Genomic DNA, 21,846 nt, shown 5'->3' with positions numbered 1-21,846 from the left:
TCTGGTTTCGGTATTTGACACCGTTTATGATAGCGCTAACTTAAGGCGGTGCGGGCGTGCGTAGTCGCCATTCAGACGCGGCCCCTAAGGCATCCGTGAGGCTGGGACCTGTTCGGCGATCTTTTGAGCGCAGTAACTTGAGTTGGTCTTCAAGGCGGCCTTTGGACAGGACTACAGGTGTCGCGGCACTGCGCGACACGATGGAAATGGGGGCGGAATTGCAGATCGAACAGGTGCGGTTGCAGGACAGGAACATGTCCGTCAGCCTTCTCAACTACGGCGCAATCACCCAAGGGTGGTGGATTGGTGATACGTCGTTGATCCTCGGATATGACAATCCTCAGGCCTATCTGAACGACCCCTTTTATCTTGGGGCGATTGTCGGGCGGGTGGCAAACCGGATCAAGGGCGCAGGTTTTGATCTTGAAGGCACGCGATACCGGCTGAACCCGAACGAGAGCGCCAATACCCTGCACGGCGGGGCCGAGGGCCTTTCCCGCCAAATCTGGACACTGCAGCAGCTTTCGGATCGTGAGGCGGTGATGAGTTATCTTTCCCCCGATGGCGAAGGCGGCTTTCCGGGCGAGGTCAGGTTCGAGCTGCACGTATCGCTCCGTTTTCCCAATCTGACCTATACCATTACAGCCCAGCCGGCCCGGCCAACGCCGATCAGCATTGCGCAGCATAACTACTATACACTTGGCAGTCCTGCGGGCGTTGAGGATTTCAGCCTCCGAATAGATGCCGCGCATGTGCTGGAAACCGATGAGCAGGGTGTGCCGACCGGCAAACTGCAAGATGTACAAAACACGGTTTTGGATTTCAGGACGCCGGGCTGCCCGAGCAAAAACGTCGATCATTTCTACTTGTTCAACAGTGACCACGACGCGCAGAAGCCAATCGCCGCGATAGACGCCGCAAATGGGCTGGGATTGCAGGTATTCTCCGATCAGGCAGGGGCGCAGGTCTATTCTGCTGGTTCACTGGGGGCACCGTTTCACGCCGGCGCTGGTCTATGTATTGAGCCATCAGGCTATCCCAACGCGCCCAACATCAACGCGTTCCCCAGCATGGTTTTTTCACCTGAGCGGCCCTATCATCAGACACTTACACTCAAACTCACAGGGATCTAAGCATGAGGGTGATTTCGGCGATTGGAATGATGGGGCTGGCCTCAGCCGCACAGGCGCTAGAGCTTGGCCCACCTCCCGAATTCGCGGAACCCGATCTGGCCGTTGTCGAGCTGGGGCAGTTGCTGTTTTACGATCCGATCCTGTCGGGAAATCGCAACATCAGCTGCGGGTCGTGTCACCATCCGCGTCTCGGCACGTCCGACGGGTTGTCGCTGGGCGTGGGTGAGGGCGGCATCGGGCTTGGCGCTACACGGGCGATGGACCCCGAAAACCGCCCGGAACAGCGCATTCCTCGCAATTCTCCGGCCCTGTGGAACCTCGGCGCGGACGAGTTCACGGTCTTCTTCCATGACGGGCGGCTTGAGGCCGACCCAAGCCGCCCCAACGGCATCCGCACTCCGCTTGGAACGCATATGCGGCCGGGGTTCAAATCCGCCCTCGCGGCGCAGGCCATGTTCCCGGTGCTGTCGCCGGACGAAATGGCCGGGCATTACTCCGAGAATGAAATAAGCAAAGCTGTGCGTCTGGGTCTGCTGACGCAAGAAGGCGGGGCCTGGGACCTGATCGCTGCGCGTGTCGCTGCAATTCCCGAATATCAGACGCGGTTCGAAGACGTTCTGCCGGGGGAGGAGATCACCTTCACGACGATTGCCAACGTCATAGCTGATTTCATTGCCTTCGAATGGCGGGCCGACAACAGCCTTTTTGATCAGGCGATGCGCGGAGAAGCCGAACTGCCGCCTGATGCGCAGGCTGGGTTGGATCTGTTTTATGGCGAGGCTGGGTGTAGTTCCTGCCATTCCGGATGGCTCCAGACGGATCACGCGTTCCATGCTATCGCGATGCCTCAGATCGGGCCGGGCAAAGCTGCGCGGTTCGAAAATCACTCGCGCGACGATGGTCGCATGCGGGTGACTGGTGAGGCCGACGATGCCTTTGCCTTCCGTACACCGTCACTGCGCAATGTGACCCTGACCGCCCCGTATGGTCACAGCGGTGCCTATGCCGAGTTGGAGGATGTGGTGCGCCACCACCTTGATCCGGTGGGGTCGTTGCAGCGGTATTCGCTGGAACAGGCACGTCTGCCCGCGTTTCAGGGTGCAAATGATCAGCGTGCCTTGGACGAAACAACCGAAGCAATCGCCGCCGCCAACAGCCTTGAACCGGTTGCGTTGAGCGATGATGAGGTCGACGCGATCCTCAGTTTTCTGAACACCCTTGAAGACCCGGCCCTAAGGCTTGGTGTTCCCGAAACCGTTCCCAGCGGGCTGCCTGTGGATCAGTGATGGAGGCGGATGATCTGGTTGGCGTCATACGCATGCCAGTCGCTTGTGGAACCATCCGGCCAGATCATCCGAAGTTCGACTGCCTCAGCCGGTCCCAATCCGAAATGATGCAGGCCTGACGTCCCCCCCGCATGGCCTCCGCCAATGGTGATTTCGCGGGTCTGCAAGCCCGACGGCGTTCGCATCTCGATAAACCCGCCCACCGCAGCACGGTTGGAGGTGTTCTGAGAGACATCGACAAGAACCCAGTTTCCAGCGGTAGTTGTGTTCTGGTGAACCTCCAACGGCGCGCCCCGGTTGACGACGACCAAATCCAATTGGCCATCATTGTTCAGATCAACCAAAGCGCCGCCCCGTGACTTGGCCATCGAGGCCACGCCCGCCTCGGCGGCGGCTTCGACAAAGGAGCCATCAGTCTGTTGCAGCATCAGATTATTCGGGTCGTTCAAGGCCGCGACAGGCATCTGTTCGACATTGCCTTTGGTCACGAAAATATCGTCCAGCCCGTCGTTGTTGGCGTCTCCGAATTGCGCATGCCACCCGGTCGACGGTCGCCCGTCGCCGCCGACATGAGGCCTGTGCGCGGTGGTGCCTTTCTCATAGGTCGCATCGCGCCAGGTGGGGCTATCGTTTGAGGGGTCAAACACCTGAAACTTCTGGTCGCCCATCGACGTCAGGTAGACATCGGAGAACCCGTCCCCCGTCAGATCGCGCGAGGCGATCCCCATTCCCCAGATCGAATAGGGCAGCCATCCGTCATCCTCGGTGTAGAGGCGCGGATCAGCCTCCATCGCCCAGAGTTGTTCCTGCCCGCCGCGCACGTAGTAGTGGCGATCATTGCTGACCCGCAGGTCCGCCCGACCCGTGCGTGCCCAGTCGGAAAACAGGATCGACAGAGAGCAATAGCCCGGCTCCAGTGGCGTGGGTGCGCCGTATCCTGATCCTTCGGGACGATAGAGGAGCGTCGGACCGCATGTCTCGAACGGCCCCTCGGGGTCAAAACGGTCGACATAGGTGCCGAAGGCCAGCGTTGGCAGCGTCTCGCCGTCCTCCCACGTGGCCGAGAAACCGGTTGTCCAATGATCGTCCGACTGGAAACTCAGATCGGCAAAAGGGGCAAACTGGCAGTCAGGTTGTCCGCGCAGCAAAAGGTCCTCACCAACCCTCAGAACCGCCAGATCCTGAAAGCCGTCGCCGTCGACGTCCAAAGGATAGGCCCCGATCACACCGGTCAGTGACAGCGCCTCTGGTGTGTCGACGCGGAAAGAGAGATCGCGGCCCGAGGTGTTGCGGAACAGCTGCGACGGGTTTGATCCACCCGCGGCGAAGAGGTCGGGCAGGCTATCTCCGTTGCAGTCGAACACCGCAACGCCTCCGCCCACGAAATGTTCCCAGCCGCCGTCATAGACGTGTGTGGCAACCTCGATCTGTTGAAAGCTTGGTACGGGCTGATCGGCCGCAACAGCTGTGGCGCTTGCCAGTAGGAGGGCGCACTCACGATGCATGGGTCGGCATCTCGCGTATCTTCAAGGTTGAGACTTGTTCGATGGCATAGGCAATGGCGCCTTTGGCCCACATGGTGTCATCCCACTGGTTGACCTTGATGTCGGGCAGGGGGGCATCGACGTGGACCACCCCCTTACGTATCCGCTCCATCACGCTGTCGGAATAGAGGTGCTGAAAGCTGACCTGACTGCCCGAGACGATGATACATTCCGGATCGAACAGGTTGATCAGGTTCGAAACGCCCATGCCGAATATCTGACCGGCCCGATCTAGCACGGACAAGGCATGTTGATCACCGGACTGCGCGTTGTCATGCAGGTCGGCAATGGTGATCTGGTCGCGATCCTGACCGTCAATCGAGGCCTCTCGGATCAAGGCGTATTCCCCGACATAAGCTTCAAGACATCCGTGCTGGCCGCATTGGCAGAGCGCGCCATCCAGTTGCACCTTGGTATGGCCAAATTCAGCCCCGCATCCGCGCTCGCCCCGGTAAAGTTTGCCGCCCAGCACGATCCCCAAGCCGACACCGTGTTCTATCGTGATAACAAGGAAGTTTCGCAGCCCCTTGCCCAGCCCGAACAATTGCTCCGCCTTCGCAACAAGATTTGCGTCGTTTTCAATGAAGACAGGACAATCAACCTCTTGCTGCAGAAGCGGGCCAAGGGGCACGTTCCGTTCCGAGATCGAAGATGACCAATGAACAAAGTTGTGCTCGGCATCGATCAGACCCGCAATCCCGATCGAGACCCCTGCGATATCCGACATTGAAAGGGACGCAGCCGCGCAGGCGCTTTCCAGCGCCTTGCGGATGGTTTTCGCAAACTCGAGCGGCGTCATGCAGGCCTCGATCAGCGGGTATTTGATCGACGCTAACTCAAGACCTTCGAAATCTGCGATCAAAACCGAGACATAGTGGCGTGTGACTTTGAACCCCGCGATCAGCAATGATCCACCGTTCAGCTTAAGCAAAACACGGGGCCGCCCACGCCGTGGGGACCCGGACTGCGGGTCGCCTTCAACCTCATGGATCAGCCCCGCAGACAACAGATCTGCCGTTGCGGTGGTGACGGTAGCGGGGCTGGTTTGCAACGCACCCGCAATATCAATGCGCGAGATCGCCCCCTTGCGGCGGATATGCTCCAGCACGCGCAGCCGCGTTACGTTCCGCTGCTCGGTAGAGATAGAAGAGGCTTTGTTTTTCAGCATCTTGCCCTCGCGAATCCCGTCTTGGCATTCACCTTAGTCAGATTCTTATGTTAGCGATAGCATAAATATTTTGCCGACTGAAATAAATGTGCTACTCAAGTAGGTGAAGTCCTCGAATCACTTCGAAGGGACTCGAACAACCGGGAGGAAAGCATGAAGAAATTCCTAAGCATTTCAGTTGCGGCTGCTCTGATGAGCACGGCTGCCTTTGCTGAAACCGTCGTTGGCGTCAGCTGGTCGAACTTTCAGGAAGAGCGTTGGAAGACTGACGAAGCCGCGATCAAATCCGCGCTTGAAGCGGGTGGGGCCGAGTATATCTCTGCCGACGCGCAGTCGTCTTCTGCCAAGCAGCTGGCGGACATTGAAAGCCTGATCGCACAGGGCGTGGACGCGCTGATCATCCTCGCGCAAGACTCGCAGGCGATTGGCCCGGCTGTTCAGGCCGCCGCGGACGAGGGCATCCCGGTTATCGCATATGACCGCCTGATCGAAGATGACCGTGCATTCTACCTGACCTTCGACAACGTCGAAGTCGGCCGCATGCAGGCCCGCGCGGTGTTCGAAGCTATGCCCAAGGGCAACTACGTCATGATCAAGGGCTCTCCGACTGACCCGAACGCAGACTTCCTGCGTGGCGGTCAGCAAGAGATCATTCAGGCCGCTGTCGATAGTGGTGATGTTGTGATCGTCGGCGAAGCCTACACCGATGGCTGGCTACCCGCGAACGCACAGCGCAACATGGAGCAGATCCTGACGGCGAACGAAAACAACGTGGACGCCGTGGTTGCCTCGAATGACGGTACGGCCGGTGGTGTTGTTGCTGCGCTGACGGCGCAAGGCATGGAGGGTATCCCCGTCTCGGGTCAGGACGGTGACCATGCGGCGCTTAACCGCGTCGCGCTGGGCACTCAAACCGTATCCGTCTGGAAAGACGCGCGTGAGCTGGGCAAAGCCGCAGGCGAGATCGCAGTCGCGCTGAGCGGTGGCACTGCTGCAGGAGATGTTGAAGGCGCGGTCAGTTGGACGTCGCCCGGTGGCACCGAGATGACTTCGGTCTTCCTGGCACCGGTTCCGATCACAAAAGACAACCTCTCGGTTGTTGTGGATGCAGGCTGGATTCCGCTGGAAGACCTGTGTCAGGGCGTGGAAAACGGCCCGGCCCCTTGTAACTAAATACCTATAACTCTCGGCCTGCGTAGGCGGGCCGGGATCCAAATCGCTGAACATGAAAGATCGGATATGACCGAAACTTCGTCTCAGCCGGTACCCCAGAAAAGCAAGCAAAACTTGTTCCAGCAGCTTGAGCTGGATATGCGGCTATTGGGTATGATCGGCGCGTTTATCATCCTTTGCATCGGGTTCAATATCGTCACGGATGGGCGTTTCCTGACCCCTCGCAACCTGTTCAACCTGTCCATTCAGACCGTGTCGGTTGCGATCATGGCCTGTGGCATGGTGTTCATCATCGTGATGCGCCACATCGACCTTTCCGTCGGCGCTTTGCTGGCGACGACATCCGCCGTGATGGCCATGACCCAGACCGAGCTTTTGCCGAACATGCTGGGCATGGGCCTGAATAACCCGGCCACATGGGCGATCACTCTGGTCGTTGGGCTTGCGGTTGGAACCCTGATCGGGGCCTTCCAAGGCTGGATGATCGGGTACCTGACAATTCCTGCCTTCATCGTGACCCTCGGAGGGTTTCTGGTCTGGCGCAACGTCGCCTGGTACATGACCGATGGCCAGACCATCGGCCCGCTGGACAGCACATTCCTGATGTTCGGTGGCACAAACGGAACGCTCGGCACCACGGCCAGTCTTCTGTTCGGCCTTGCCGCCACAGCCGCCGCGATCTGGGCGCTCTGGAGTGCGCGCCGGTCCAAGGCCGCACATGGTTTCCCCGTCAAACCCGTCTGGGCTGAAACAACGCTGGCCGGGATCATCGGCATCGCGATCATGGGCTATGTCTTCATCGTCAACAGCTACGCCATCCCGACACGTCGGCTCGAGCGCATGTTCGAAGCGCGCGGTGAGATCATGCCCGAGGGTCTGGTCGTCGGCTACGGCATCCCGATCTCGGTTCTGATCCTGATCCTGGTAGCTGTCACACTGACCGTCGTGGCCCGCAAGACCCGGTTCGGACGCTATATCTTTGCAACTGGCGGCAACCCCGACGCGGCAGAGCTTTCGGGTATCAACACCCGCATGATGACCGTCAAGATCTTTGCCTTGATGGGTTTCCTGTGTGCGCTGTCCGCTGTTGTGGCTTCGGCCCGTCTGGCCAACCACTCGAACGACATTGGTACGCTGGATGAGCTTCGTGTTATTGCTGCAGCCGTAATTGGTGGGACAGCCCTGTCCGGTGGTCTGGGGACGATCTATGGCGCAATACTGGGTGCCTTGATCATGCAGGCGCTGCAATCGGGGATGGCTATGGTCGGCGTGGATGCTCCGTTCCAGAACATCGTCGTCGGTGCTGTCCTCGTCCTGGCTGTCTATATCGACATCGTCTATCGCAAACGTCTGGGAGCGAAATGATGCAAGCTGAAGAAACGCAGAACACAAACTCAGGTCGCGGCTCAGGCCAGCCACCTCTGGTCGAAATGAACGACATCTCGATTTCCTTCGGGGGCATCAAGGCGGTGGATCATGTGTCGGTCGACCTCTACCCCGGCGAAGTTGTGGGCCTGCTGGGCCACAACGGGGCAGGGAAGTCCACGCTGATCAAGGTGCTGTCTGGCGCCTACCAGATGGACAGCGGCGAGATCCGGATCGACGGTGAAAAGGTCGAGATCAACAACCCTCGGGACGCGCGGGCCAATAATATCGAGACGATCTATCAGACGCTCGCTTTGGCCGATAACCTAGACGCCAGCTCGAACCTGTTTTTGGGGCGCGAGATGGTGACACCGATGGGTTTGGTCAACGACGCTGCGATGGAGGCCGAGTGCCGCAAGATCATGGGTCAACTGAACCCGAACTTCCAGAAGTTCAATGACCCGGTCTCGGCCTTGTCAGGCGGTCAACGCCAGTCGGTGGCGATTGCCCGGGCGGTGTATTTCAACGCGCGTATCCTGATCATGGATGAACCCACTGCCGCATTGGGCCCTCATGAGACCCAGATGGTTGCGGAACTGATCCAGAAGCTCAAGGCGCAGGGGATCGGGATTTTCCTGATCGACCATGATGTGCATGCTGTAATGGAACTGTGTGATCGGGCTTCGGTCATGAAGAACGGTCAATTGGTGGGAACCGTCGACATCCCCGATGTCACCGATGATGACCTGCTGTCGATGATTATTCTGGGCAAAAAGCCCGGCGAAAAGACTGAGTGAGGGAAGACAATGGCGAGTGGTTTCTTTCAAGAGATCGAAAAGATCCGGTACGAGGGCGAAGACAGCAAGAACCCGCTCGCCTTCCGTCACTACAATCCGGATGAAGTCATCATGGGCAAACGCATGGAGGATCACCTGCGTTTCGCCGTCGCGTGGTGGCACTCGTTTGCTTGGGAAGGCGGCGATCCGTTTGGTGGCCCGACGCTTGAGCGCCCTTGGCATCCGCAGGACGATATGGGCCGTGCTAAGATGAAAGCTGACATCGCGTTCGAGATGTTCGACATTCTCGGGCAGCCCTATTTCTGCTGGCACGATGCGGATATCCGGCCCGAACAGGGCAACTATGCGGATAACCTGAGAACTCTGGAAGAGATCACCGACTATATCGGTGAGAAGATGCAAGTTTCGGGCACCAAGCTGCTTTGGGGAACTGCCAATATGTTCAGCCATCGCCGCTGGATGGGTGGGGCGAGCACGAACCCTGATCCGGACGTGTTTGCCTTTGCGGCTGCAACGGTGAAATCCTGTATCGACGCGACCCATAAGCTGGGGGGCGAGAACTACGTGCTGTGGGGTGGGCGTGAAGGCTATGAGACGCTGCTCAACACCGATATGGGGGCCGAGCTTGATCATATGGGTCGGTTCCTGAACATGGTGGTCGAGTACAAGCACAAGATCGGCTTCAAGGGCGCCATTCTGGTCGAACCCAAGCCGCAGGAGCCGTCCAAGCATCAGTATGACTATGATGCAGCCACTTGCATCGGTTTCCTTCGCAAGTATGGCCTTGAAGATGAGGTCAAGCTGAATCTCGAACAGGGGCACGCCATTCTGGCCGGTCATAGCTTTGAGCATGAGATCGCAACTGCCACAGCCGAAGGCATGCTGGGTTCCATAGATATGAACCGCAACGACTATCAGTCGGGTTGGGATACGGACCAGTTCCCCAACAACACGCCCGAGGTCGCCTTGGCCTATTTTCACATCCTCAAGGCCGGAGGCTTCACCACGGGCGGCACCAATTTCGACGCGAAAATCCGGCGTCAGTCGATCGACGCCGAGGATCTGATCGCCGCACATGTGGGTGGTATGGATATCTGCGCGCGCGGTTTGAAAGCGGCCGCCGCCATGATCGAAGATGGCGGGTTAGAGGCCGCGCTGGCGGACAGATACGCGGGCTGGTCGACGGAAGCCGCGCAATCCATGCTTTCTTCTGGTCTGGATGAGATCACGGCCCGTGTATTGGCCGAGGAAATCAACCCGCAGCCTCGCTCCGGTCGTCAGGAAATTCTCGAGAACTACGTCAACAGGTTCGTCTGAACCGCCACGCTTGGGCGGGTTTCCCGCCCAACAACTCTTTCAAAGGCCCGCCGCACGACCTGAGTGCGCGGGCCTTTTTTGGCTAGTCGCCTTGATCGACCTGTTGATGCACTTCGATCACGTTGCCCTCCGGGTCTTGAAAGAAGACCTGGTGCCATTCTTTCGCGAAGGTGGTGCCGTAGTCGGAATAAGGGATGCCGCGCTCGTCCAGCAGATTCAGGAACGTGGGCAGGTCATCGGTACGAAAGGCGATATGGCCGCGTTCCACGGGGTTGATCACCTGACCGTTTTTGAAGGCGACGTCAAAGGCGCGTTCGGCCAGATGCATCTGCATATGGCCCTCGGTCGCAAAGCGAATCTTGCCGTCATAGCCGCTTTCCTCATCGGCCTCGGTCCGTGGGAAATTGTCCTGTGGGATGTCATCCAGCCCCAGCACGTTGGTGTAAAAATCGTGCATACGATCAACATCATCGGCGACGAAGTTGATGTGGTGGAATTCCAGTTTCATGCTCTGCCCTTGCCCTGAACCTTCGGTGTCTTGGGACCTCTAGCATGTCGGTTGGTTTCTGTGGATGACAAATTGGCAAGGCGACCCCTTTGCGCGGGGTCGCCCGTTTCTTTATTCGAAGTTATAGGGCACGCCAGCCTGATTGATGACGCTGTTATACTCTTGGAAGATGCCGATGATCTTCTGGTGGACTTCGCCTTCCTGAGCAATCTCGTCCCAGAACTCCTTGGCTGCGTTCTCAACCTCGGCCCATTCGCCGGGCGGAACCGAGCGCAACTCCAGCTTATCACCATTGGCGCGCAGCGCCGCTTCGCCACCCCAGTACCACTGGTTCCGATAGGTGTGCCCAGCCTCGATCCCTGCCATCACGACGGATTTCAGGTGATCCGGCAGCTCGTTCCAACGCTCTTGGTTGGCGAACCATGATCCGATCCACGCGCCTGAGATGTTGTTGGTCAGGAAGTAGTCGGTCACATCAGCCCAGCCGACCGTGTAGTCCTCGGTAATGCCGGACCAGGCCATGCCATCCAGCTCGCCCGTCTGAACCGCGACTTCGGCGTCCTCATAGGGGATGTTCACCGGAACCACGCCGAACTTGGCAAGGAAGCGACCAGCGGTCGGGAAGGTATAGAGCTTCAAACCATCCAGGTCAGCGACCGAGGTGATCTCCTTCTTGGTATTGAAGTTGCATGGGTCCTGACCTGCGGCGGACAGCCATTGCACACCGACCTTGGCGTATTCGTCGCGCCAGATATCAGCTAGACCGTACTGGTTAAACAGGACAGGAACGTCGAGGATGTGCTTGGTTGCGAAAGGGAAATACCCTCCGAACACGCGCAGCGGCGTGGGCGAGGCCATCGAGTCATCGTCCGAATGTACACCGTCGATGGTGCCGCGCTGAAGCGCCTGGAACAGCTCTCCGGTGGGGACGATCTGGTCGGCATAGAACAGCTCGATCTCAAGCTCGCCATTGGCGTTGGCGTTGATGTAATCGATGGCTGGTTTGGTCACATGCTCACCCAACGCACCCCCTGCGTAGGTCTGAAAGCGCCATTTGATCGGGGCCTGCGCTTTGACGATTGCGGGCGCTGCCAGTGTCGCAGGCGCGGCCAAAGCTGCAGTGCGTAAAAATCTGCGTCTTGTTGTTGTCATAGTCTTCCTCTCCTGTGCTTTTTGTTGAAATCGAACCGGTTTTTCCGGCTTCTCTTTCTTGTATGCTCAGTTTCCGTAGACGACGCCCGGAAGCCACAATGCGATGTCAGGGAAGGCCATAACCAATCCCAGTGCCACAGCCATCACGCAGACAAACGGGATGATTGAGCGGTAAATGTCTTTGATCGTCACCTCAGGCGGGGCCATTGCCCGCATCAGGAACAGGTTATACCCGAAAGGCGGTGTCATATAAGCTATCTGACAAGTGATCGTGTAGAGCACGCCGTACCAGATCAGGTCAAACCCAAGCGCGCCGACCAGCGGCACGTAAAGGGGGGCGACGATGACCAGCATGGCCGTGTCATCAAGGAATGTCCCCATGAGCAGAAAGCTCAGTTGCATCAGGATCAGGATGATCCACGGGTTCAGACCGAGTTGAACGGTAAACAGGTTCTCAATTGCTTTGACCGCGCCTAGACCGTCGAAGACGGCCCCAAAGGCAAGTGCGGCGAGGATGATCCACATGAACATGCAGGTGATGCCCAGCGTCTGCTTGATCGAGGTTTCAAAGACCTGCCATGTCATGCGACGTTTGAGAACGGCCGCCAGAAAGGCCGCGATGGCACCTAGGGCGGAGCTTTCCACCAGGGACGTCCAGCCGTTGACAAAGGGCACCATCATCACGGCGAAGATGCCCAGCGGCAGCAGGCCAGCTCCCAGCAGACGCAGCTTTTCGCCCCACGTGACCTCTGCGCGTTCCTCCGCGCTCATCACGGGGCCGAGTGCAGGGTTTATGCGGCAGCGGATGGCGATGTAGATGATGAACATCGTGGCCATCATCAGGCCGGGGATCACGCCGGCCATCCAGAGTTGCCCGACCGGCTGGCGCGCGATCATGGCGTAAAGGACCAGCACGACTGAGGGTGGCACCAGAATGCCCAAAGACGATCCGGCCTGTATCACGCCGGTGACCATCAGCTTGTCATAGTTGCGGCGTAGCAGCTCGGGCAGCGCGATGGTGGCTCCGATCGCCATACCAGCCACAGACAGTCCGTTCATGGCCGAGATCAGAACCATCAAGCCGATGGTGCCAATGGCGAGTCCTCCGGACAGTCCACCCATCCAGACATGGAACATTCGATAGAGGTCATCGGCAATCCGGGACTCGGACAGGATGTAGCCCATGAAAATGAACATCGGCAGGGTCAGAAGGGGGTACCAACGCATCACCTTGATCGCCGCCGCAAAGCCGAGATCGTAGCCTCCGCGGTCGCCCCACAGGAAGAAGGCGGCGATCACGGCGACAAAACCAATCGCGCCAAAGACCCGCTGACCAGTCAGCAACATCAGCATCATGGTCGAGAACATGAGCGCGGCAATCAGTTCATAGCTCACCCGCGATGCCCTCCTTCAAGGTCTTCGGGGGCCATGTGGACGGGCTCATCATCCTTTTTGCCCATGTCAAAGCCTTTGAGGCGCAGGATGTCCTTGCAGAGTTCCGAGATCGCCTGAAGCAGCATCAGAAAGATGCCGATAACCATTATGGTCTTGATCGGCCAGATATAGGGCCGCCAGGCGGAGGACGAACGCTCACCGCCATACTGGAAGGAATACATCAGACTGTCCCAGCCACCCCAGAGCAGGAAGGCGAGGTAGGTAATCAGAAACAACACGGTTAGCGCGTCGATCTGGCTTTTCTTGCGGTCCGTCCATTCACCATAGAGCAGATCCATCCGGACATTCGCGCCCATCTGCATCGCGTAAGGCCCGCCCAGCATGTAATAGGCCACCATCGCGAACTGCGCCATCTCCAACGTCCAGAGGGACGGCACAAAGAATGTCTTGGAAACCGAGGAATACAGCAGGATCGCCATCATCACGAAGATGCCATACATGATCACGCGACCCAGCATCCGGTTGGCGCGGTCGATGAACCGCACGTAAGTCATCATGGGTCCCGTCACGAGAGGCAGACTTTCAGGCGTTTGGGGTCATTAGACCGAACGCAACCATGCCGAGAGCGTTGCTGACAGCAGCGCGCGATCCGGGCAATGCATTGGTTTGATTCAGTGTTTTTGCTCACGCTGGTATCAGAACGAGATGGTTGGATTCTGTCAAGCACGGCTTCGGCTCAGGGCTTGCAAAACCCGACTCAGTTGTGATTGCGCGGAAACGGCCTGCCTTTTGGGCGAAATGAAACTGTTGACGCTGCGCTGCCATCTGAGAAGGTGACAGAACTTAAACGCCGTCGCAGAGCAGGTAGAACATGGCCAATCAATCCCAAGGCGAAGCCGTTTTCCTGAGTGGCAGCCTGATGCGACATGTCACGCGCATGTCTCTGACGACAAGCATCGGTCTGATGGCGATTTTTGCGGTCGATTTCGTCGACATGGTGTTCATCTCGATGCTTGGCAATGACGCGTTGGCCGCCGCCGTGGGATATGCCGGAACGCTGCTGTTCTTCACCAATGCAATCAATATCGGCCTGTCGATCTCGGCCGGAGCGTTGACGGCAAGGGCCTTGGGGGCAGGGCGACCAGAGGAGGCGCGAAAATATGCCTCCAGCGTTGCAACGCTGGGTCTGTGCGTCGGGCTGATAACCCCGGTTCTGGTGCTTTGGAACCTCAGCGCGTTGTTGTCGTTATTGGGGGCCGAAGGCGAGGTGTTGAGGCTCGCCACACGCTATGTGTCGATCATTTTGCCGACCATGTGGGTGATGGCGATTGCAATGGTTGCAATGGCGGTTCTGCGGGCGCATGGGGATGCGCGGCGATCCATGATGGCCACGATCTATGGCGGCGTGGTGAATGCGGTTCTCGACCCGATCCTGATCTTCGGGGTTGGTTTGGGGCTCGACGGTGCGGCGATTGCATCGGTTCTGGCGCGGATTTGCATGCTCGCCGCTGCGCTTTGGCCCGCCCTGCGCGTCCACCGAGGCTTTTCCCGCCCATCGCTGCGGCAAGTCGCATCCGATCTTAAACCAGTCCGGGCCATCGCGATCCCGGCTGTGCTTACCAATGTGGCAACGCCGATCGGCAATGCCATCGTCGTGCGTGAAATCGCCGAGTACGGAACGGATGCGGTGGCCGGAATGGCTGTGATCGGGCGGCTATTGCCCGTGGCGTTCTCGGTCATCTTTGCGCTGTCTGGGGCAATCGGCCCCATCATCGGGCAAAACTTCGGGGCCGAGCAATTCACCCGCGTGCGCGAAGCCTTTCTGGCCGGCATCAAATTTACGGCGATCTACGTTCTTGGGATGGCGGCGGTCCTTTTCCTGTTGCGCGCACCAATCGCGGATTTGTTCGCGGCCGAGGGCGAGACCCGCGTGCTGATCTACCTGTTCTGCGGGCCTCTGGCGCTGGCGTCTTTCTTCAACGGTGTCATCTTCGTCGCCAATGCCAGCTTCAACAACCTGGGCCACCCGGTCTATTCCACTTGGATCAACTGGGGCCGCCACACCGTGGGCACATGGGTCTTTGCCTCAATCGGATCGGCACTGGCCGGGGCGTCCGGAGTTCTGTTGGGGCAGGCTTTCGGAGGCATCATCTTAGCCGCGATCAGTTGGATACTGGTTGGCCGCGTTGTTTCAGGTCTGGAGCGCTCGCAGGCGATCGATCCGTTTGCCGGTCAAAATCGCTTGCATTCTCTGTTTGGCCGTCGCGGCTGGTAGCACGAGGCAGGTGCCGGTGAACCATGGCTCTGCGAGTGCCATAGGTTCAACGATCAGTTTGTGGTCGAAACGGTCGAAGGGCGTAACACGCTGGCGGAGGTTTGGGGTTCTGGAACGAAAGGTTGCCAGAGTGTTTTGCACGAATTGAACTTTAGCAACCACAACTGGAAAAGCATCAATAGAAGCCAAAGCAAGAGGCAACAAAGACAAAACAATGCAAGATTGAAGCCAGACTTCTGATTTTCTTCCAGATATTGAATGCTAGTGAAGTGGCAGCCCGTAGGGGAATCGAACCCCTCTTTCCAGGTTGAAAACCTGGCGTCCTAACCGATAGACGAACGGGCCACTGAGCTTTGGCTCACAAGCAAAAATGGCAGCCCGTAGGGGAATCGAACCCCTCTTTCCAGGTTGAAAACCTGGCGTCCTAACCGATAGACGAACGGGCCACGCTAGCTTGTGGAGGGCCTTTTACGGTTTCACCCCGACCCCCGCAAGCCGAAAAATGCAGGGATGCGAAAGTTTTTTGACCTGTCCTACCGTTGCCTTGAAACCAGTCATTTTACCTCGGCTGCGTCCTCAAGACGAAGCTGTACGTTTTGGCGACCACCCCATGTGTTCACCTCCAGCCGACCAGCAAAATGAAAGCGCGCGCCGCCGTGATTTGTGAGCTTTTCGCCCATCGGCCCGTCGAAGGCTCCGAATGCGATCGCGTCCAGTCCACCGCCAAGACCATCCGCAAGCGAGAGTTTCAAATGCGACTCACCGACCCGTTTGGCAAACCGCACCTGTAGGTCGGGCAGGGCGTAGCGCGGGGCAGGGGCGCTGGCCCCAAAAGGCCCGGCTTTCTCAATCTGTTCGATCAGATCCACTGTTGCGGCGCCAGGCATCAATGCCCCGTCGAGCTTCATGTCTGCAGGACCACCTTGCCCTGCGCCTTGGTTTTCAAGCAGTTCTGACAGGCGCTTCATGGCCGGTTCCAACTGATCGCGCATGACGGTAAGCCCGGCCGCCATCTTGTGACCGCCACCTTTGACCAACAACCCCTCAGCCGCCAGTCGCTGGATCGAGGCCCCCAGATCAACGCCCGAGACCGACCGCCCTGATCCTATGCCTTCGTCTCCGTCAAAGCCGATCACAATCGCCGGGCGGTTGGCGTTTTCTTTCAGGCGCGAGGCGACGATACCGACAACGCCGGGATGCCAACCTTCGCCAGCGGCCCAGACCAAGGGCGCGTCCAAACCGTGCTCCTCTGCTTGCTCAAGCGCAGCAGACCGTACGGCATTTTCGATATCGCGGCGCTCAGTGTTCAGCGCGTCCAGCCGTTCAGACAGGGCCTGCGCCTCGTGCAAGGAGTCGGTGCTGAGCAGTCGCGCTCCAAGATCGGCCTGTCCGATGCGTCCCCCGGCGTTCACCCTCGGTCCTAGTAGAAATCCGAGATGATAGCTGTTTGGCGCGGCATCCATCCGAGCGACATCCGACAGGGCCACAAGGCCGGGGCGCTGACGGCCTGCCATGACCTTCAAACCTTGTCGAACCAAAGCGCGGTTTGCCTCAATCAGCGGGGCAACATCGGCGACCGTCGCCAGCGCGACCAAATCCAGAAAAGACACCAGATCCGGCCCTTTAACCCCAGCCTCACGCAGTTGCCGCCCCGCCTCGACCAGCATCAGGAAGACAACGCCCGCCGCACAGAGATAGCCCAGATCACCGCTTTCATCCTGCCGGTTCGGGTTCACCACGGCCACACAATCCGGCAAGGTTTCACCTCCCAGATGGTGATCCAGTACGATCACATCGGCGCCTTGTGCAGCCGCGATCGGGTCATGGCTCAGCGTACCGCAATCCACGCAGATGATCAGATCATGCGCCGTTGCCAGCGATTTCATCGCAGGCACGTTCGGCCCATAGCCTTCGTCAATACGGTCCGGCACATAGAGCGTCGCCTGCAGACCCATCTGACGCAGCCAGACCAGCAGCAACGCCGCCGAACTTCCCCCATCCACATCATAATCCGCAAAAACTGCGATGCGCTGCTTCTCTCGCACGGCTTTCAGAAACCGGGTCGCAGCGGTTTCCATATCTTTCATGCTGCGCGGATCGGGCAAAAGCTCTTTCAGCTTTGGCTCCAGAAAACCGGCAGCCTCCATCGGAGGGACGCCCCGCCGAGCCAGCACTTGGCAAACGGCACGCGGCAAACCTGCCTGTTGCACCAACATTTCCGTTGCACGCTCAACCTCGGGCGCGGGCCCCACCCAGCGCCGACCTGTCAAAGATTGCTCAACCCTAAGAAAACTCATCGCGCCTCTCATATGCCAAGGCCGGACCCATTTGGACCCGGCCTCTTCATCTTTTCACAGATACTCCCGCCGAAGGTATCGGCGCAAGCCGCTTAGGCTTCGTCGTGCGACCACATTGGCGTGCGGTAGGACATGCGGCGAACCGATCCGGTCTTCGAGCGCATCAGAAGGGTGGTGGTTTCAACCCAGCCCGGCTCACGCTTGATGCGCGGCAGCAGAGAGCCACCGGTTACGCCGGTTGCGGCAAAGATCACATCCGCCGTCACCATCTCGTCACGTGCATAGACACGGTCAAGATCAGTGATGCCCGCCTTGGCGGCGCGGCCACGTTCGTCATCGTTGCGGAACAGCAAGCGGCCAAAAATCTGACCACCCATGCATTTCAGAGCAGCGGCGGCCAGAACGCCCTCGGGCGCGCCACCTTGGCCCATATACATGTCGATGCCGGTGGTTTCGCTTTCGGCGCAATGCATAACACCCGCGACATCGCCATCGGTGATCAGGCGGATCGAGGCACCGGTTTCTCGCACCTCGGCAATCATCGCTTCATGGCGCGGACGCTCCAGGATGCAAACGGTAATATCGGCTGGTTCGCACCCCTTGGCCTTGGCCAATGCCTCAACACGTTCGCGCGGACTCATGTCGAGCGAGACAACGCCTTCGGGGTAGCCGGGGCCAACGGCCAGCTTGTCCATATACACGTCCGGCGCATGCAGCATCGAGCCGCGCGGGCCCATGGCAATCACGGTCAGTGCGTTTGGCATGTCCTTTGCGGTCAGCGTAGTGCCTTCCAGCGGGTCCAGCGCGATATCCACGCCGGGGCCTTCGCCGGTACCGACCTCTTCACCGATATAGAGCATCGGCGCTTCGTCACGCTCGCCTTCGCCGATGACCACGACACCCGCGATATCCAGCAGGTTCAACTGCTCGCGCATCGCGTTCACGGCGGCCTGGTCGGCAGCTTTCTCGTCACCACGCCCCACCAGCGAGGCCGAGGCAAGCGCGGCCTGTTCCGCGACCCGTGCTAGGCCCAAAGACAGCAGGCGGTCGTTAAAATCGATTTTGGCAGGGTTCATGCGTTGTATTCCTTTGGCAGGCAATGGCGTTTCGTCTGGCATAGCCTGCGGATGGCGCAGGCTGCAAGGGTTCAGACCTGTTCGATGCGCAGCGCGACAGGCTCGCCCGCGACAACATCGGTCGTCCGGAACCCGTCCAGCGCCACATCCAGAGTGGCCCGCGTGGTTTTGTGCGTGACAATCAAAACGGGGGCTGTGCTGTCGCTGTGGCCGTACTGGCGCATCCGGTCAATCGACACGCCCGCATCGCCCAGAATGGCCGCAACCTTGGCCAGCGCACCGGGTTTGTCCAACAAGCCCAGACGCAGGTAATAGGGCGCAGGCAGGCCGGTGATGGCAGGTGTGGCATCTTCAAGGCTGGTCGCCGGGCGTCCGAAGGTCGAGATTTTCAGACCGCGCGCCAGATCGCAAACATCGCCCATCACCGCGCTTGCGGTTGGTCCTTCGCCAGCTCCGGGGCCGCGCAACACCACTTGTTCAACTGCGTCGCCTTCGATGACCACCATATTGGTGCCACCTTCGAGTTGACCCAGCGGCGAGTCGCTGGGCACGAGGCAGGGCTGCATACGCTGTTCCAGACCGCGTGCGGTACGTTGGGCCAGACCCAGCAGCTTGATCCGATAGCCCATGTCATGGGCCTGATGGATATCGTCGAGGCTGATGTGCTGGATGCCTTCAATCTCTATCCCGTCGAAATTGGGTTTCGTGCCAAACGCGATCGAGGACAGCAGCGCCAGTTTATGCGCCGCGTCAATGCCGCCCACATCCAGATTCGGATCCGCTTCGAGGTAACCCAGCTCGGCGCATTCATCGAACAGCGCGTTATAGCCTTTTTCCTGCGATTGCATGCGAGTCAGGATGTAGTTGCAGGTGCCGTTCATCACGCCCATCACGCGGGTGATCTCGTTTCCGGCCAGACCTTCGGTGAGGGATTTGATCACCGGGATGCCTCCGGCGACGGCGGCCTCGAACCGGATCACGCGGCCTGCGGCTTCCGCCTTCTCGGCCAGTTCCTGACCATGGATGGCCAGCAGGGCCTTGTTCGCCGTGACAACATCTTTGCCGCTGGCCAGCGCTGCCTCGACCGAGGCTTTGGCCGGGCCGTTTTCACCGCCCATCAACTCGACAAACACATCCACGTCATCGCGTTTTGCCAAGGCTACGGGATCGGTTTCCCACGCATAGTCCGACAGGTTCACGCCCCGGTCTTTGCTTGAATCGCGGGCCGACACGGCGACGATTTCAATCGGGCGTCCGGTGCGTGCCTGCAGTAGATCGGCATGACGCCGGACAATCCGGACAACACCCACGCCAACAGTTCCCAAGCCCGCAATTCCAAGCCGCAGCGCCTGTGTCATCCCGTGGGTTCCTTTCGCTCGTACCAGTCTGATTTCGGGCCTTTTGCCCGTTCAGCGCTGCCTTAGCCGGTTCAGGGCACGGGCGCAATCCGTCACGCGTCAGCCGGGGCTGGGAAAAGCCGATCTTTAGTTGATCTGCGCGTCTTGCAGCGCCTCGGCTTTCTTTGCCAAAGCCTCGCTCCGGGCAGTCAGGTCCTGCTCAACGGCAGAGGCTTCGCTGACCGGATCGGCAGGCGCGCCCAGAACGTTGGGTAGGGGCAAAAGCTTGGGGTAAGGCGCCGTCTTGACCGCACGGGATTCGCTACCCTCCAACTCGGGGAAGTTGGTGCATCCGGCAAGGGTCAGGATCAGAACCAGAACGGGCAGGCGCTTCATAACAGGTGCTTTCACAAAGGACTGGTCTTGTGATGCCTCTTTTACCCGATCTGTTCAAGCGGGGTTCTATCTGAACATACGTTCAGATAGTGTCGGTCCATGGCTCGTACACAGGGATCACATTCGGACATAACCGGCCCGCGCATCCGCAAGGCAGCGTTGGGTCTTTTTGCGCGCCATGGCTATGCCGCCGTTTCGATGCGCCAGATCGCCAAAGAGGTCGGCGTTCAGGCCGGGGCGCTGTATAACTACACGCCCGACAAGCAAAGCCTGTTGTTTCGCCTGATGCGCGACCACATGCAGGAGTTGCAGCAAGCCTATGATGCGCTTGGTGAAACCGGCGACGCACAAGAGGCTCTGCGCCGCTTTGTCGGGTTCCACATCCGGTTTCATCTGGAACGCCCCGACGAGGTTTTCATCGCCTATATGGAGTTGCGCAACCTGACGCCGGACAACTTCGCAGAGATCGAGGATCTGCGCCGCGCCTACGAGGATTCTCTGGAGCGTATCTTGAGTGAGGGCCAGAAAGCCGGTCATTTCGCGATCTCAGACACCAAGATCGCTACGCTGGCCGTGATTGCGATGCTGAATGGTGTGATGACCTGGTATCGCTCGGGTGGACGACTTTCGTTGGACGAGGTCGAGCAGATCTATTGGGACATGGTTCGCCGCGCAGTGATGGCCTGACCCATAATCGGGTCAGGCTTAGCCTTAGTGGGCAGGGCGAATGAAGGTTCCATTGCGCAGCTCACGAAATGCCTGTTCCAACTCTGCTCGCGTGTTCATGACGATGGGTCCGTGCCACGCCACAGGCTCATCAATCGGAGCGCCCGAGATCAGCAGAAAGCGAGCACCTTCGGGCCCGGCCTGAACCGTGATCTCATCCCCGGTGCCGAACCGCACCAGAGTGCGGTCTCCGGACATGTCGCGGATGTTGACCTCTTGCCCGGCGACTTCCTTTTCCAACAAAACTCCGGTCGGCTGGGACGCATCGGCAAAGGCCGCCTGACCTTGGAACACATATGCAAAGGCGCGGCGGTAGGTGTCGATCTTGAAGGTCTTTTTGACACCGGCCGGGATCTCCACGTCCAGATATTGGGGATCTGCTGCAATACCGTCCACCGGGCCGGTTTTGCCCCAGAAGTCACCCACGATAACACGCACTGTTGTACCGTCATCGTCGATGACCTCGGGAATCTCTTTGGCCTGAACATCCTGATAGCGCGGAGCGGTCATTTTCTGATCCGAGGGCAGGTTGCCCCAGAGCTGAAACCCGTGCATCTGGCCCGAGGCATTCCCGTGCGGCATTTCCTGATGCAGAATGCCCGACCCCGCCGTCATCCATTGCACATCACCCGCACCAAGCGTCCCGCTGTTGCCCAGCGAATCCGAATGCTCGACCGTACCGGACAGCACATAGGTGATCGTCTCGATCCCGCGATGAGGATGCCAGGGAAAACCGGCCTGATAATCTTGCGGGCGCTCGTTGCGGAAGTCGTCGAACAACAGAAACGGGTCCAATTCTGACGGGTCCTGAAACCCGAAGGCGCGATGCAGCTTGACGCCCGCACCTTCCATCGTCGGTACGGCCTTGCGTGTTTCCAATGTGGGTCTGAGGGACATGGCA

Annotated in this window: 19 protein-coding genes and 2 tRNA genes; 8 read left to right on the top strand and 13 right to left on the bottom strand. The window is 59.0% G+C overall.

The window, feature by feature from the left end; translation table 11 throughout:
- The first annotated feature begins 161 nt into the window (after positions 1-161).
- Together ACP15L_RS05340 and ACP15L_RS05335 are read left to right on the top strand one after the other, a co-directional pair.
- The gene (locus tag ACP15L_RS05340) at positions 162-1,133 is read left to right on the top strand and encodes an aldose epimerase family protein (protein WP_425083394.1); all 972 of its coding nucleotides are present in this window, start codon (positions 162-164) and stop codon (positions 1,131-1,133) included.
- Positions 1,134-1,135: 2 nt separating this feature from the next.
- The gene (locus ACP15L_RS05335) at positions 1,136-2,419 is read left to right on the top strand and encodes a cytochrome-c peroxidase (RefSeq protein WP_425083393.1); all 1,284 of its coding nucleotides are present in this window, start codon (positions 1,136-1,138) and stop codon (positions 2,417-2,419) included.
- Here ACP15L_RS05335 and ACP15L_RS05330 read toward each other — a convergent pair.
- Both ACP15L_RS05330 and ACP15L_RS05325 read right to left on the bottom strand, forming a co-directional pair.
- On the bottom strand, positions 2,413-3,924 hold the full coding sequence (locus ACP15L_RS05330) for a CRTAC1 family protein (RefSeq protein ID WP_425083392.1): 1,512 nt from the start codon (positions 3,922-3,924) through the stop codon (positions 2,413-2,415). The two genes, ACP15L_RS05335 and ACP15L_RS05330, sit on opposite strands and share 7 nt — an antisense overlap.
- On the bottom strand, positions 3,914-5,131 hold the full coding sequence (locus ACP15L_RS05325) for an ROK family protein (RefSeq protein ID WP_425083391.1): 1,218 nt from the start codon (positions 5,129-5,131) through the stop codon (positions 3,914-3,916). The genes ACP15L_RS05330 and ACP15L_RS05325 overlap by 11 nt, the downstream gene beginning before the upstream one ends.
- A gap of 153 nt (positions 5,132-5,284) precedes the next feature.
- On the opposite strand from ACP15L_RS05325, the gene xylF reads away from it, so the two are divergent.
- The 4 genes from xylF to xylA all read left to right on the top strand — a co-directional run bounded on the left by xylF (position 5,285) and on the right by xylA (position 9,783).
- Positions 5,285-6,304: a D-xylose ABC transporter substrate-binding protein gene (gene xylF, locus ACP15L_RS05320; RefSeq protein ID WP_170470315.1), complete on the top strand. Its 1,020-nt coding sequence runs from the start codon at positions 5,285-5,287 to the stop codon at positions 6,302-6,304.
- Positions 6,305-6,370: 66 nt separating this feature from the next.
- Entirely contained in the window at positions 6,371-7,669 is a 1,299-nt protein-coding gene (locus tag ACP15L_RS05315) for a sugar ABC transporter permease (RefSeq protein WP_170376204.1), read from the top strand.
- On the top strand, positions 7,669-8,466 hold the full coding sequence (locus ACP15L_RS05310; protein ID WP_170551730.1) for an ATP-binding cassette domain-containing protein: 798 nt from the start codon (positions 7,669-7,671) through the stop codon (positions 8,464-8,466). Before ACP15L_RS05315 ends, ACP15L_RS05310 begins: the two co-directional genes overlap by 1 nt.
- Positions 8,467-8,475: 9 nt before the next feature.
- On the top strand, positions 8,476-9,783 hold the full coding sequence (gene xylA / locus ACP15L_RS05305; RefSeq protein ID WP_425083390.1) for a xylose isomerase: 1,308 nt from the start codon (positions 8,476-8,478) through the stop codon (positions 9,781-9,783).
- An 82-nt stretch (positions 9,784-9,865) separates the two neighbouring features.
- Here xylA and ACP15L_RS05300 read toward each other — a convergent pair whose 3' ends face one another.
- From ACP15L_RS05300 to ACP15L_RS05285, 4 genes are all read right to left on the bottom strand, one after another.
- A complete protein-coding gene (locus ACP15L_RS05300; RefSeq protein WP_425083389.1) occupies positions 9,866-10,291 on the bottom strand; it encodes a VOC family protein in 426 nt (141 codons plus the stop codon).
- A 111-nt stretch (positions 10,292-10,402) separates the two neighbouring features.
- On the bottom strand, positions 10,403-11,443 hold the full coding sequence (locus ACP15L_RS05295; protein ID WP_170376212.1) for a TRAP transporter substrate-binding protein: 1,041 nt from the start codon (positions 11,441-11,443) through the stop codon (positions 10,403-10,405).
- 66 nt (positions 11,444-11,509) lie between these two features.
- The gene (locus tag ACP15L_RS05290) at positions 11,510-12,838 is read right to left on the bottom strand and encodes a TRAP transporter large permease (protein ID WP_425083388.1); all 1,329 of its coding nucleotides are present in this window, start codon (positions 12,836-12,838) and stop codon (positions 11,510-11,512) included.
- Entirely contained in the window at positions 12,835-13,395 is a 561-nt protein-coding gene (locus ACP15L_RS05285) for a TRAP transporter small permease subunit (protein ID WP_170718254.1), read from the bottom strand. Before ACP15L_RS05285 ends, ACP15L_RS05290 begins: the two co-directional genes overlap by 4 nt.
- A 314-nt stretch (positions 13,396-13,709) precedes the next feature.
- Between ACP15L_RS05285 and ACP15L_RS05280 the strand changes: the two genes are divergently transcribed.
- A complete protein-coding gene (locus tag ACP15L_RS05280; RefSeq protein WP_425083387.1) occupies positions 13,710-15,113 on the top strand; it encodes an MATE family efflux transporter in 1,404 nt (467 codons plus the stop codon).
- A gap of 270 nt (positions 15,114-15,383) precedes the next feature.
- Here the strand turns inward: ACP15L_RS05280 and ACP15L_RS05275 are convergent.
- The 6 genes from ACP15L_RS05275 to ACP15L_RS05250 all read right to left on the bottom strand — a co-directional run bounded on the left by ACP15L_RS05275 (position 15,384) and on the right by ACP15L_RS05250 (position 20,234).
- A tRNA-Glu gene (locus ACP15L_RS05275) sits at positions 15,384-15,458 on the bottom strand.
- A gap of 26 nt (positions 15,459-15,484) precedes the next feature.
- Positions 15,485-15,559: transfer RNA gene (locus ACP15L_RS05270), tRNA-Glu, on the bottom strand.
- Between the two features lie 108 nt (positions 15,560-15,667).
- A complete protein-coding gene (gene recJ, locus ACP15L_RS05265; protein WP_425083386.1) occupies positions 15,668-17,410 on the bottom strand; it encodes a single-stranded-DNA-specific exonuclease RecJ in 1,743 nt (580 codons plus the stop codon).
- Between the two features lie 92 nt (positions 17,411-17,502).
- A complete protein-coding gene (gene glpX, locus ACP15L_RS05260; protein ID WP_170376218.1) occupies positions 17,503-18,486 on the bottom strand; it encodes a class II fructose-bisphosphatase in 984 nt (327 codons plus the stop codon).
- A 71-nt stretch (positions 18,487-18,557) separates the two neighbouring features.
- A complete protein-coding gene (locus ACP15L_RS05255) occupies positions 18,558-19,844 on the bottom strand; it encodes a homoserine dehydrogenase (RefSeq protein WP_425083385.1) in 1,287 nt (428 codons plus the stop codon).
- Positions 19,845-19,970: 126 nt separating this feature from the next.
- Positions 19,971-20,234, bottom strand: coding sequence for a hypothetical protein (locus ACP15L_RS05250; RefSeq protein ID WP_425083384.1), 264 nt, complete (start codon positions 20,232-20,234; stop codon positions 19,971-19,973).
- An 84-nt stretch (positions 20,235-20,318) separates the two neighbouring features.
- Between ACP15L_RS05250 and ACP15L_RS05245 the strand changes: the two genes are divergently transcribed.
- Positions 20,319-20,906: a TetR/AcrR family transcriptional regulator gene (locus tag ACP15L_RS05245; protein WP_170487785.1), complete on the top strand. Its 588-nt coding sequence runs from the start codon at positions 20,319-20,321 to the stop codon at positions 20,904-20,906.
- 24 nt (positions 20,907-20,930) lie between these two features.
- Here the strand turns inward: ACP15L_RS05245 and ACP15L_RS05240 are convergent, their stop codons facing one another.
- Entirely contained in the window at positions 20,931-21,842 is a 912-nt protein-coding gene (locus tag ACP15L_RS05240) for a pirin family protein (protein ID WP_425083383.1), read from the bottom strand.
- Positions 21,843-21,846: the final 4 nt, after the last annotated feature.

Source organism: Ruegeria profundi (assembly GCF_049800715.1).
GTDB lineage: Bacteria > Pseudomonadota > Alphaproteobacteria > Rhodobacterales > Rhodobacteraceae > Ruegeria > Ruegeria profundi_A.
Note: the sequence above shows the minus strand (reverse complement) of the source record. Positions and strands in the feature narration are given on the sequence as shown.

Bases quoted from the DNA above. Each gene is read 5' to 3' on its own strand.
- ACP15L_RS05335 (WP_425083393.1), top strand. From the start codon at position 1,136: ATGAGGGTGATTTCGGCGATTGGAATGATGGGGCTGGCCTCAGCCGCA.
- ACP15L_RS05330 (WP_425083392.1), bottom strand. From the start codon at position 3,924: ATGCATCGTGAGTGCGCCCTCCTACTGGCAAGCGCCACAGCTGTTGCG.
- ACP15L_RS05325 (WP_425083391.1), bottom strand. From the start codon at position 5,131: ATGCTGAAAAACAAAGCCTCTTCTATCTCTACCGAGCAGCGGAACGTA.
- xylF (WP_170470315.1), top strand. From the start codon at position 5,285: ATGAAGAAATTCCTAAGCATTTCAGTTGCGGCTGCTCTGATGAGCACG.
- ACP15L_RS05315 (WP_170376204.1), top strand. From the start codon at position 6,371: ATGACCGAAACTTCGTCTCAGCCGGTACCCCAGAAAAGCAAGCAAAAC.
- ACP15L_RS05310 (WP_170551730.1), top strand. From the start codon at position 7,669: ATGCAAGCTGAAGAAACGCAGAACACAAACTCAGGTCGCGGCTCAGGC.
- xylA (WP_425083390.1), top strand. From the start codon at position 8,476: ATGGCGAGTGGTTTCTTTCAAGAGATCGAAAAGATCCGGTACGAGGGC.
- ACP15L_RS05300 (WP_425083389.1), bottom strand. From the start codon at position 10,291: ATGAAACTGGAATTCCACCACATCAACTTCGTCGCCGATGATGTTGAT.
- ACP15L_RS05295 (WP_170376212.1), bottom strand. From the start codon at position 11,443: ATGACAACAACAAGACGCAGATTTTTACGCACTGCAGCTTTGGCCGCG.
- ACP15L_RS05285 (WP_170718254.1), bottom strand. From the start codon at position 13,395: ATGATGACTTACGTGCGGTTCATCGACCGCGCCAACCGGATGCTGGGT.
- ACP15L_RS05280 (WP_425083387.1), top strand. From the start codon at position 13,710: ATGGCCAATCAATCCCAAGGCGAAGCCGTTTTCCTGAGTGGCAGCCTG.
- recJ (WP_425083386.1), bottom strand. From the start codon at position 17,410: ATGAGTTTTCTTAGGGTTGAGCAATCTTTGACAGGTCGGCGCTGGGTG.
- glpX (WP_170376218.1), bottom strand. From the start codon at position 18,486: ATGAACCCTGCCAAAATCGATTTTAACGACCGCCTGCTGTCTTTGGGC.
- ACP15L_RS05255 (WP_425083385.1), bottom strand. From the start codon at position 19,844: ATGACACAGGCGCTGCGGCTTGGAATTGCGGGCTTGGGAACTGTTGGC.
- ACP15L_RS05245 (WP_170487785.1), top strand. From the start codon at position 20,319: ATGGCTCGTACACAGGGATCACATTCGGACATAACCGGCCCGCGCATC.
- ACP15L_RS05240 (WP_425083383.1), bottom strand. From the start codon at position 21,842: ATGTCCCTCAGACCCACATTGGAAACACGCAAGGCCGTACCGACGATG.